This window comes from Paenibacillus sp. FSL K6-3182, from assembly GCF_037976325.1.
Taxonomy (GTDB): Bacteria; Bacillota; Bacilli; order Paenibacillales; family Paenibacillaceae; genus Pristimantibacillus.
On record NZ_CP150265.1, the window covers coordinates 5,554,896 to 5,567,228 of the forward strand.

Here is a 12,333-nt window from a genome sequence, read left to right on the forward strand (position 1 = left end):
TCCTCGTTGTCTATTCTTCGTGTTTCGTCTCACAATCAAAAGTGGAACAAAACATCACAAAAGCATCACCTTAATAAGGTGATGCTCCGATTGTTGAGAATCCAAATTGTCATGATAACATAGTTATTATTTCACTCGTGTACATCTAAGAAATTAGTCGCTAGACAGGCTATCTAAAAATGAGTTGGGAAAAATGGTATAAATCGTTTTTCCAAACCGGCCAATCGTGGCCGCCGCTCTCCTCGTACCAAATATGGGGTACATCGTTCCTCTCCAAATAGGCATGTGTCCGGTCGCTGACATGCTTAAGATTGTCCAGAAGTCCGCATGACAACCAGAGCAAACTCAGCTTAGCCGCCGCATCTTCCGGATTCGGGACAAGCAACTCGGGTTCCTTCGTGTTTGGAGCAGAGGAAAATCCTCCAATCCAAGCAAAATGATCTAGATTGCCTAATCCGATATTGAGCGATTGTCCTCCTCCCATCGATAAACCGGCTAGAGCACGGTTCTCTCTCCTCGTCAGAACCGTATAGTTCGATTCCACATAAGGAATGAGATCATAAAGCAAATCGAATTCGAAATCCTCAAACGCCTTTAATTTGTCCGCGTCGAATAAATTGCCCTCCGCCCGGTCGTTCTGCATGGCACGGCCGTTAGGTAGAACCACAATCATGCGCGCAAGCTTATTGTCTGCATACAAATTATCAAGAATCACTTGCGGACCCGCATGATTGTACCATTCCTCTTCGTCTCCGCCGATACCATGCAATAAATAAAGAACGTTATATTCCCCTTGACCATCCGGGTAACCTGGAGGGATGTAAATCATCGCTCTACGCTTGCATCCTATTGTTTTAGAGAAATATTCAACCGTTTCAATTTTGCCGTGGGCAATATCATCCCTGTACTGGTCATACCCGGTCGGAACGACACGTCTTAGCAAATCATAGTTAATTGGACTCATCCTTTTTCCTTCCCCTTCCTGTTTACACCTACTTAACTGCGAAAAGTATAAACTTTACATAATGAACAAACAACCTGTCAATTGTTACTATCACTTGTACGTTAAAGATAGAGTTAGAAGGGTTTCAGAACCATAATTAGACAGGTTGTTGATAGTGTCAAACGAATAGTAAACTCAATTTTGTAAGCGCATACATATTAATTTCACAAATAATATACCTCTTTCATCTTCTCCTTTCATGAAGTCTAAATGGTTATGAATCGTTATTCTTCACTTCTGATTCGTCTCTGGGTACCTCATCCGCCGTATGCTTCACCACACCCTTGTACTACCATGAATTAACATATGTAAAACAAAAAAAAGGAGATGAGTATTAATGATTAAAAAGAAAGTCAGTTTGGCAATGAAGCTTCTGCTGCTTTTGGCGCTAGTGATGTCGCCATTATTGCTGAGCGGCAAGAAGGCAGATGCGTGGGTTGGCATGCCGATGTCCAAGCTCCATGTAAGCGGCAACCAATTGGTGAACAGCAGTGGACAGCCTGTTTTGCTAAGCGGGTGGCATCAGCCTTCGGGCGCTTACTGGACGTACCAGAACAGCAATTACTACCTGAATCAGAATGGCGGGAATCGACATGCAGCGATCTTAGCGTATTTGAAAGATATCACCGACACCTTTACAAGCACCTCGGCCAAATACGGCAACAACCATGGATGGTATATGAATCAGGTACGTCTATTCATTGACCGGGAAGACATGGGCGACGTAGCGGCGGGCACGTACAATTTTGCCGGCCTGCAAGCCGTTACTCAGAACGTCATCATTCCTTATATCAACTATGCCAAGACCAAGGGCCTGTATGTCACCCTCGGCCTAGATTTCACTTTAAGCAACAACCAAGCAACAACCCCTGCCAATCTCGCAAAGTTTAATCAGATTTGGGGTTACCTCGCTGATCAGCCAGGAATCAAGAGCGCTGACAATGTTATGTTCGAGCTCATTAACGAGCCCGTGCTGTCTGATGTCAATGGCGTCTGGGGCGGTCATCCTTCCCAATCCAATTTCATTGCGTACTGGAACTCGCTCAAAAATTTCCAAAATTCCATGATCTCCACAATTCGCAGCAAAGGCGCGGATAACGTCATCTGGGCATCGGGACTTGGTTGGGATCAATACTATCAGCTATGCGCAGCCTATCCATTGACGGATTCACTGAACAATATAGGTTATTCCGTACATTGGTATCCTGGCTATGGCGCTTATGATGACTACACTCCTTTGCAACAGCAATGGGATACCAATATTAAGCCTTGCGCTGATAATTATCCAATTAATATTACGGAGACAACCTGGTTCAAGACCCAACCGGGAGACTCTTCCTACTGGGATCTGTTCAACGGCTCGAACGCGGGCTTCGGCAAAAATACCAAAGCGATCTTCACGGCAGCGGGCAATGTGAGCATCGCTGTCCATATGAATGGATTTTTGTTGAATCCCGGCACGAGAAGCTCATTTGCAGACCCAACAGGCGGATTGATGTATGATGGCAACACTGCCCGGGACGGCATGGCCCGATTTATATTCGAATGGTACTATGAACGTGCGCAGTTTAATCCTTGGAATGGTATATGGAATGGAGTCACGAATGGCACAACTTACAAGCTCGTCAACCGTGCTTCGGGTAAAATACTCGAGGTTCCAGGCGGCCAGAATACTAACGCGTTGCAGCTTCAACAGCGGGCAGACAATAATACGACAGCTCAGCGCTGGATCGTCACGGATCAAGGCACCTACAATAACTATTACGAATTGCGAAGCGTAAGCTCAACTGACAACAAAGTCATGGTTGTTCGTAACGGGACAAAAAACAACGGGGAAGCGATTCAGCTTATGCAGGATCTCTCCAATACCGCGCAGCAGTTCCGATTGATCAAGCTCAGCAACGGTTACTGGAGCATCTTGAATGTGAATAGCAACAAAGCGGTAGAAGTCGCCGGCTCCTCCACAGCTGATGGCGCGAATATTCAGCAAAACTTATACAGCGGCAATCTCAATCAGCAATGGCAGCTGGTACAAATCAACTAATAGAAATAATTTCAATATTTTAGCAAAAAAAGAACCTTCAGATTCACTCTCATAGTGGTTTTGAAGGTTCTTTTGCACATACTATGGGATTCTCTCACTCCGGTTTGCCCTTTTGGGATATCCTCTATATTAATTCGGCAGATATGCAATTCTACATTGTTCTTAATTATATTGATAGCTGCATCTTTCTCACACTTACGTGCAGCTATACTGTATTTCCTACAACATAAGCGCTGTTAAAGTGCAGAAATGGCAGATCATATAGCAAGTTATTGCATAAATACAACATAAGTATCCACACAGCTAAAAATGGCCGAAGTTCCTGCAATAGTGCAGGATAGCTGGACATAGATTGCGGAGAATGGTGTGGCGACTTCTCAAATAGCATCAAAACAAAGAAAAAGTGTAAGGATATGCGTTGTCGGTAAGACGAATGATTGAACACGAAAGTGTATTCGGGCAGATCAAGAATAACCCGGGATTTCGACGTTTTCTGCTTCGCGGCTTGCCTAAGGTAAGTCTAGAGGTCGGGTGGCTTTCGCTTGCCCACAATCTGATGAAACATGCAAATATAGACCAGAATAGAAAAATAGCCGTACAGGTATAGCTCTCCTGTATGGCTATTTTTCATACTTCCCAATATTTCCGTTCAAAGTGAGCTATCCCTTCACCGGGCTGAACGCTTATGGGACAGCCTCTTACTTTATCACTCTTATATGCAATTTAGTATTTTATCATGTACAAATATGGATAGCATACTACATTTCGATCAATTCAGTGCAGCAGTTATACGTCATAGCCGCATAGCGCTCGCTTGACTCCACGCAGCTGCTCAACGTAAACTCCCCCATGTATCATTGCTTTAAAGGTATAACCATGTTCCATGTATTGGAAGCATCCATAAAACCGTCGATGCCGTCCGAGACGGCAGCGAACAAATGAGTAGGCTTGCCGTTCTGGAAAAGCAGGAATGGCCGCTCCAGATTTCCCAGCGTCTGCACCGTGCCATCATCATAGCGTACCGTCCGGGAGTAGCTTTGCGGCTGTCCATGCAAGCTCCATTTCAACCCGTCTGGAGACTCCGCGTAGATGCCGCCATATTTTTCACCACATAGACGTCCTTCCATATCTTTGGCGATCAAATGGTATCCTTTCGCTGTTTGCCAGATGAACGGATCTTCGATATGGAACGACTCCGGAGGAAACACCGGCTCTCCGCTCAGCACCCGATATGGTCCCTCGTAGTGATCCGCATACGCGACGCCAATAGTCATGCCGCCATGCAGGTTGCCTTCGTAGCTTCGTGCCTTGTAGATCAGCAGCACGGAACCGTCCTCCCGGACACACGGAGCCGGATTGGAGGTCAGAAAGCTATCGAATCGGCCGGGACGTGTTGGCAATATCGGTTCATCTGCTCTGCGCCAAGGGCCGAATACGCTGTCCGCGACAGCCAGGCCTACCCGTTTGTTCGCCCGCGCCACGATGCATTGCGGATCGGTTAACCCGAAATTTCCGGGCGGCTCCGGATCGCCCAGCGGATGGGTCGAGCCCGTATAATAAAGTAAATATTTGTTGTTGTGCTTAACGATATGGGGGTTGTGCGTGCAGCGTCCGTCCCAATATTGCGCTCCCCTCGCCGGAAGCGCCACCTCGCGGAATTGGTACGGTCCCTCGGGCGTATCCGAGTCCGCCCTGACAATCTCCGAAGCCGTCATCCAGCCGGGGTGCATCGGCAAAGTCTTCGGCCAGCGCGAGGCAAACATATGGAATTTGCCGTCCTCGCCCTGCACGACGGAACCACACCATATCCAATAACCTTCCATTCGGAAGCCGCCGCCACGCGGAGCCGGCAGCATCGTGTTAGTATGCATGTAACGTCACCTCGCCTTTTCCCTCTGCTCCATAGCTTCTGCGAACCATGGTCTCCCATCCTTTCAAATAAAGTAAATAACCGGCATGCTCCGCACAGCTATGGAACGACATAGCCATGCCGGCGGACCGACCGCCGGCATGCTTGATCATTAATTACCCTAAGGCGTATTCAGCCCCACATCGCCTGCCGCAAGCGGGCGATTCAGCAGAGGCGCTCCGGAATATTCATCCGCTCCCACATCCGTTGTCGCCCGCATTTGGCCATCCATATCCGCCTGCAAGAACGCGTATGTCCCTACAGCGGCGTCAATCGCCGGGCTGCTTGCGGTCAGCTTCTGGATGCCGCTCACCGTAGTGAGCAGCGGATTGATATCTCGGATCTGCCCCGAGCTGCGCGATATGTTGCTAATGGTGCTGCCATACCCGATGTTGCCCTGAAACAGCGTATTCGTTGTCGCCGCCTCGTAATAAAGCGTGCCGGTGCTGTTGCGCACGATATTGTTCGCCACGACGGAATCCTGCGGAGCATACGCTTTGCCCGAACCAATGACGATGCCGGTTGTACTGTTTACAATCGTATTGTTGACGATTAGCGCCCGGTAAACTTTCCACTGTTTGCGTAATTGTTCGACCGTCGGGCTTGGAGGAGAGCCTCCAGTACCTCCGTCGAAATCGCCGTTTGGCAAGTAGATTGCTTCGCCTGTCAAATTCTCGAAGTAATTGTTATAAATCTTATGGTCATTGCCGAACATCCGGATGCCTTCCTGATCCGACTCCACACCGTCCCCGAGGAAGAAGTTGCCGTATACGCTGTTGTTATGGCCGTGCCGCAGCGTTAGGCTGCCCTTGGACGTGAGGAATGAATTGAAGCGCACCGTATTGCTGCTGCTCTTGACCGAAACAATTTCCGGCTCGCCGTCGCAATTCTGAAATACATTATATTGTATCGTATTATAGCCGTGGGAGAGCGTTAGACCGGACAAGCCGAGACGGATCGTCTCTTTGCCGTTGGCTACCCATGGGCCTACATCATGGAAATAGTTGTATTCAATAATATCGTACTGCGAAATTTGCCCTGAGCCATCCTGTCCTTCGTAAGCGATCAGCGGTTCGGTGTCGCTCTTCATTCCGAAGTCGTTCCGGTCGATGCGGTTATGATGGCTGTTCGTGCCCCGCACTTGCAGCCACATCAGGCCACCGCCCGAGCTTGGCAGCGCAAATGTATTACGGGTCAGTCGCACATGGTGCGAGCCTTCGAGCACCACTGCGCTATTGCTTACGTTCGTAAACTTTAATCCGTCCAGCACCACATGCGAGGAGTTCTCGACGCGGAAGCCCGACGCTCCCGAGATGATAGCTTGGCCGCGGTTTTTCGCCTTAATGACGATTGGCGCGTTGGCGGTGCCGTTTTTGTTCTGAACAGCAAACGGGCTTGTACGCGAATACGTGCCGTTTGCCAGAACAATCGTTTTACCCGCCGTAGCGGTTGCAAGCTCGGCAGTGAGCTGCGTGGAAGTGCTAACTTCGACGACCGTCCCTTCGCTACCGCTGCCGCTTGAATCGCTGCCATAAATTTCGACCTCTGCGAAGCTGTTCCATGCGTTCACCGAGTTGCCGTGGCCAACAATACGAACGTATCGGACAGGGACCACATCGGCAAAATCAAATGTCTGCAAGCTGTTGCTCAGACTGCTGACCGCTCCCGAAAGCGCTGTGCTGAAGTTGTAGCCATCATAGGAAGTCTGGATATCAAAGCTGAAAGTTCGCTCTGCCCCGTTGGTGAAGGCGATCTTCACATATTCCACTCGTTTGCTCGATCCAAGGCCGTATTGGACCCACTCCCCGTCGCCACTCGCCGCCCAGCGCGTGCCAAGATCGCCGTCGATTGTATTCGCGACGATGTTGCCGTCATCTCCACTAGCCATAAGCTGCGGTACGGTAACCGCCAGCTTGCTTGCACCCGGCGCAGGGCCGCTCGCGGTGCCGTACAGTTCAACTTCGGTATAGCTGTTCCACAGGTTGGAGGAATTTCCGTGCCCAACGACCCGCACATAGCGGGCAGGATCGACATCCGGGAAATCGAACGTTTGCAGGCCTTCCACAAGGCTGCTCACAACTCCACTGCTGACGGTCGTGAAGGCGGAACCATCCGTAGACGTCAAAATATCAAAAGTAGAAGTGCGGCTTGCCCCATTCAGAAAAGCAATTTTAATGGAAGACACTTTGCGGTTAACGCCCAAATCGTACTGAATCCATTGCCCGTCGCCATTCGCTGACCAACGTGTGGCGAAATCGCCGTCCACCGTGTTGGCCGGAACATTGCCGTCATGTCCACTCGCCGTCACGCTGGAGCTGCCAATTGTGAACTTCGCATCGGCCGCCCTCGCCGCTCCTGGCATTAACGCAACTAGCATACAGAGCAAAATCATGCATGTCATACTTTTGGTTCCCATAATTCTTCATCCTTTCCGTTATGAATTGATGGTTATTGAATCATTCCCTTCGTTCCGTCCGCACCTCCTCTCAAGAATACGGAAGCCGGGAGGTGCTTCCTGTCCTCCCGGCTTCGTTAATACTGCTCATGATCCCGCTCAAAAAATATGCTGGCTCCAGCCCTTGCTCTTCGCCAAAGCTTCAATATAATAGTAATCGCCGTAAATCAGCGATACGTTGATGTTGCTATTGACTGGTTTATGCCCGGTTGCACCGAGCAGAATGCCTTCATACTTCGGCTGATCGAACGTACTGTAGTTGTTCGACAACGAGCGCAGAATGCGCGTGGCCGCGCGCTGATATAAAGCGGCTTCCTCAGGAGGCACCTGCGACGCGATATCGATCAGTCCGGATGCCGCGCAGCTTGCCGCCGAGGTGTCGCGCGGCTCGTCCGTCAAGTCGGCCGCCGCACGGAAATCCCAATGCGGCACATCGTCTTCCGCCAATGCGCTGATGAAATAATGCGCCACCCGCTTCGCCGCATTCAAGTAACGCGCTTCCCCCGTATAACGGTAAGCGCAGCTCATCCCGTAGAGCGCCCAAGCTTGGCCACGCGACCAGGACGATTGCGGCGCGAAGCCCTGTCCGCCGTCATAACGCTCCACTTCGCCCGTCTCCGGATCGAAGATTACGATATGATGCACCGAGCCGTCGTCTCTTATAAACGAGCGGAGCACCATATCTGCATGAGCAACCGCAATATGCTTGAAGCGCGGATCATCACTTTCTTCGCTCGCCCAGAACAGAAGTGGCAAATTCATCATCGAATCGATGATCGACCATCCCGTCTGGTTGCGGGGCCACGCTCTAATGAACTGTCCGACTGGGTTGTACCTGCCTGCCAAATAGTTGGCGGCAAACAGCCCGCGCCGCCGTGCGTCCTCGTCGCCGGTCAGCTTGTAGCGAATAACCGATGTCGGCAAAAACTGAAAGCCAACATCGTGGTGGAAATGGTTGTCTCGCAAGTAACATTGCTCCATGCGTACATCCCAAGGCTCTGCCTCCTCCCGATAACGCCGCTCTCCGGTCATATCGTACAGAATCCACAGAATGCCCGGCCAAAAGCCCGATATCCACTGATCCACTTTGATCTGGTCATATTTGCCCGCTGCCGAAACATGCGGCGCTTCTGTCCAGCCCGCTTCGATCATATGATCAACTTTAATCTTCACTTTATCCCACCAATCCGACAGCTCGGATGGTTTCAGCTTCACATTTTCATGGCTCATCTCAAAATTCCACTCCTTATCCTAACCTTTGATAGCACCGATCAAGGCGCCTTTCACAAAATATTTTTGCAATAACGGGTATACCAAAAAAATCGGAAGGGTAGCTACCATAATCGTGGCGTATTTCAATGTCTCGCCGAGTATGATGATCTCATCCTGGGATGCTCCCTCCGCCATGGAGCTCGCCTCGCCGATAATCAATATTTCTCGCAGGATCAACTGCAACGGATACATCGACCGATCCTGAAGGAAGATCATGGCATTAAACCACGAGTTCCAGTGGCTTACTCCGTAATACAGGCCTACCACTGCAAGCACAGGCTTGCATAACGGCAGGAAGATGCGGAACAGAATGACAAAGTCGTTGGCCCCATCGATCTTGGCCGACTCTTCCAGCGCATCCGGCACCGCCTCGAACGAAGTCCGCATAATAATGAGGTTAAACGCGCTTATTGCGGTAGGCAGAATTAGCGCCCACAGTGAGTTCGTAATGCCTAGCCCTCTAACCAGCAAGTAGAACGGAATTAATCCACCGCTGAAAAACATCGTAAACACGATAAAGAGCGTAAGCTGCTTGCGATATTGCAACGTTTTTCTGGACAAGGCGTATGCGGCGAAGGAAGAGAGCAGCAAATTGAGAGCCACGCCTACAATGACAATAAATAACGTGTTGCGATAGCCGAGCAGGATCATCGGGTTGCTGAATACCGCCCCGTATGTTTCAAATGAGAAGCCCAGCGGCTTCCACAGAATACCCTTATGCGCCATCATCAGCGCCGGTTCGCTGAATGAAGCAAATGCCACGTACAGAATTGGGTACATTGTTGCAATCATGAGCACGGACAAAAACAGCGTATTGCAAACCCGGAATATATGTTCACCCAAGCTTACTCGCATGCGAACCCTCCTCTACCACAAGCCCGTATTGTTCAACTTCCGGCTTATCCAGTTGGAGCCGATAACGAGCGCGAAGTTAATCACGGAGTTGAACAATCCAACAGCTGAGCTGAAACTGAATTGAAAATCTTGAAGCCCGATTCGATACACATACGAGGAAATGACATCCGCTGTCACATAAGTGGTCGGGTTGTACAGCAGAATAACTTTCTCGAAGCCAACGCTCATAATTCGGCCAATGTCCAGGATGAGCAATATAACGAAGACGGGCAGCAGCCCCGGTAGAGTAACATTAAGCATCTGCTTCCAGCGTCCACCGCCATCGATCTTGCAAGCTTCATATTGCTCGGGATCGATCGCAGACAGCGCGGCCAAATAAATAATTGTACCCCAGCCTACATGCTGCCATATATTCGACGAGACGAAGATCGTCCGGAAAAAAGACGGCTCCAGCAGCATCGTGATCCGCTCGCCGCCGAAAAATGCGATAATATCGTTAATGACGCCGTCACTGCTCGTAAAATCCTTGATCATGCCGCAAATAATGACAAGCGAAATAAAATGCGGCAAATAAGTGATTGTCTGAACCGAACGCTTGAACAGCGCATTTTTCACCTCATTAAGCAGCAAGGCGAGAATAAGCGGAGCGGGAAAACCGAAAACGAGATCGTACAAGCTTATCATCAGAGTGTTTTTAAACACCCGCCAAAAATACATTCCGCCAAAAAAGTCTCTGAAATGCTCCAGCCCTGCCCACGCGCTGCCCCCAATTCCAAGCCTGGGATTAAAATCCTTGAACGCAATAATCGCACCGTACATCGGAAAATATTGAAAAATAATGAAATATGCCAAAACAGGAGTAAGCATGATGTACAAATACTTGTTCTTAACTATGTCTTTCGCGATATTAAGCGGCAGACGCCCGGCATGCGCGACTTTGCTGCGTCCCAGCTTCAACTGAGCCATCTCCTACTCCTCCTGTCCACATGCAGCATCATCGACAGGGGATGGTTGCGCCACCCCCTGTCCCCACGGCGGCCTGCAGCCTGCCGCAAGACGATACATGAAATTATCTTTTGTTGTAGCGTTCCAAGGCACCTTGATAGATGTCGATTACATCGCGAATGCCCATATCTTCCAGCTGCTTCACGAAGCTGTCGAACTTGTCGAGCGATTCGTTGCCCATTAAAAATTTGATAAACATTTCTTCCAAATACGTATTGATTGCCGTCATCGTCTGCGCTACCTTCTTGCTCTCATCTACAGTAGGCGTAATGAACGCGGGCAAAATATGTTTCTCCGCATCGGTCTCCGCCCAAACCTTGACCGCCTCATCCTGTTGTGGAAACGTGTTGGTCGTTTTTTGCTCATGCATCGGAAACGGACCATTCGGAACCGTAAATTGCGCCAGCATCTGCTGCGAAGTGTACTTTTCGTTTTTCACGATCATATCGGTAAATTTCGGAACACCGTTGTCCATCGTGTAGCTTTCGCCTTCAACGCCGAAGTTGTACATCATGGTTCCTTGCTCGCTAAATGCGAAATCCAGCCATTTTACGATCGTTTCCAGGTCTTTCGCTGATGTCGTCACGGCCGCGCTTGCTTTCGGGTTATATTTGAAATCGCGCTGTCCAGTGAATGGTTTTTCGCCTGCTTTCAATACCGGATAAGGAGCCGCTGCGAGATTAAAATCCGGATTTTGTGCTTTGCCGGACTCCAGCCATTTGCCCATCCCGCCGCCCAGCAGGTAAACAGTTGCGCCGGACTCGCCGTTCAGAAACCGCTTATCCAGCGTGTTGCGCTCTACGATTGGAAAGTCTTTATCAATCAGCCCTTCGGAATACCACTGGCGGAACAACGTCAAAACATCTTTGTATTGCGGATCTAACGGACCGTATTTCACTTTGCCCTGATCGTCAATATAGAAGCCGTGCGACGTTTTGTATGCGCCGAAAAACGCATCCTGTAAATTCATTTTGTTCGCGTATAGTGCCGTCAGTGGTGCCGCGGCGCCTTTTTTCTCTTTGAACGCTGTCAGGACCTTATGCCAATCATCTATTGTTACAGGCAATTGCAGCCCCAGCTCATCCAGCCAGTCTTTGCGCAGCATTGGTCCGCGGAAGACTACGCCTTCCGAGTTGCGTACCATCGGGAAGGCATAATATTGGCCGCTGTCGGTTTTCACCATTTTATCCAGATCCGGATTAGCTTCCAGCATCTTCTTTAGATTAGGCGCATATTGATCGATTAAATCATTGAGCGGTACGATAACCCCGTCTGCAATCGCCTTTTCTGGACCACCTGGATAGATGCTCCAGTCGTACTCCAGCACATCCGGCAGCTTGCTGGAAGCCAGCAACAAATTAAACTGCTCTTCCGCTTGACCATCGGTCGGGTGGATGTAGGTTACTTTCACGCCGGTAGCTTCTGCAATCGCCTTCCCGATTGGCGCTTCCGCCAGATTCGTTGTAAATGTAATCAAGTTTCCGTTGATTGGAGCCCAGTACGAGAACGTATCTTTGGTATTCAGCGGATAAACCGGCTTATTCGCTCCCTCGTTGCCTTTGCTTTCGTCATTGCCGCCCGTATTGCTGACGGCGCTTTGAGTTGGCTCTGTCTTGTCCTTGTTGCCGGAGCCCCCATTACTAGTGCATGCGGTTAACAACAATGAGAGTACCATTGTGATCCCCAGTGTAAGCTGCAGCCCTTTGTGCATCTTGCCGTTACGTTTTTTCGCCATTGTGCCCCTCCGTTCTTTTCGTATGAATATGTTGGTGTGAATACGCTTTCATCGT

The 12,333-nt window shown here is 49.8% G+C and carries 10 protein-coding genes; 2 read left to right on the forward strand and 8 right to left on the reverse strand.

The window, feature by feature from the left end:
- Positions 1-169: 169 nt before the first annotated feature.
- Entirely contained in the window at positions 170-964 is a 795-nt protein-coding gene (locus MHH56_RS24515; protein ID WP_339204272.1) for an alpha/beta hydrolase-fold protein, read from the reverse strand.
- Between the two features lie 376 nt (positions 965-1,340).
- Here MHH56_RS24515 and MHH56_RS24520 point away from each other — a divergent pair, with 376 nt between their 5' ends.
- Together MHH56_RS24520 and MHH56_RS24525 are read left to right on the forward strand one after the other, a co-directional pair.
- A complete protein-coding gene (locus MHH56_RS24520; protein WP_339204273.1) occupies positions 1,341-3,047 on the forward strand; it encodes an RICIN domain-containing protein in 1,707 nt (568 codons plus the stop codon).
- Between the two features lie 433 nt (positions 3,048-3,480).
- Entirely contained in the window at positions 3,481-3,654 is a 174-nt protein-coding gene (locus MHH56_RS24525; protein ID WP_339204274.1) for a transposase, read from the forward strand.
- 247 nt (positions 3,655-3,901) lie between these two features.
- Here the strand turns inward: MHH56_RS24525 and MHH56_RS24530 are convergent, their stop codons facing one another.
- From MHH56_RS24530 to MHH56_RS24560, 7 genes are all read right to left on the reverse strand, one after another.
- Positions 3,902-4,528, reverse strand: a complete 627-nt coding sequence (locus MHH56_RS24530) for a glycoside hydrolase family protein (RefSeq protein WP_339204276.1) — start codon at positions 4,526-4,528, stop codon at positions 3,902-3,904.
- A 379-nt stretch (positions 4,529-4,907) separates the two neighbouring features.
- Positions 4,908-5,069: a hypothetical protein gene (locus tag MHH56_RS24535; protein ID WP_339204277.1), complete on the reverse strand. Its 162-nt coding sequence runs from the start codon at positions 5,067-5,069 to the stop codon at positions 4,908-4,910.
- Positions 5,070-5,077: 8 nt separating this feature from the next.
- A complete protein-coding gene (locus MHH56_RS24540) occupies positions 5,078-7,372 on the reverse strand; it encodes a chondroitinase-B domain-containing protein (protein ID WP_339204279.1) in 2,295 nt (764 codons plus the stop codon).
- A 138-nt stretch (positions 7,373-7,510) separates the two neighbouring features.
- Complete coding sequence (locus tag MHH56_RS24545; protein WP_339209722.1) at positions 7,511-8,563, reverse strand: glycoside hydrolase family 88 protein; 1,053 nt, start codon at positions 8,561-8,563, stop codon at positions 7,511-7,513.
- Between the two features lie 99 nt (positions 8,564-8,662).
- A complete protein-coding gene (locus tag MHH56_RS24550; protein ID WP_339204280.1) occupies positions 8,663-9,538 on the reverse strand; it encodes a carbohydrate ABC transporter permease in 876 nt (291 codons plus the stop codon).
- A gap of 12 nt (positions 9,539-9,550) precedes the next feature.
- Positions 9,551-10,504, reverse strand: coding sequence for an ABC transporter permease subunit (locus MHH56_RS24555; protein WP_339204281.1), 954 nt, complete (start codon positions 10,502-10,504; stop codon positions 9,551-9,553).
- A 103-nt stretch (positions 10,505-10,607) separates the two neighbouring features.
- On the reverse strand, positions 10,608-12,278 hold the full coding sequence (locus tag MHH56_RS24560; protein WP_339204282.1) for an extracellular solute-binding protein: 1,671 nt from the start codon (positions 12,276-12,278) through the stop codon (positions 10,608-10,610).
- Between the last annotated feature and the right edge of the window lie 55 nt (positions 12,279-12,333).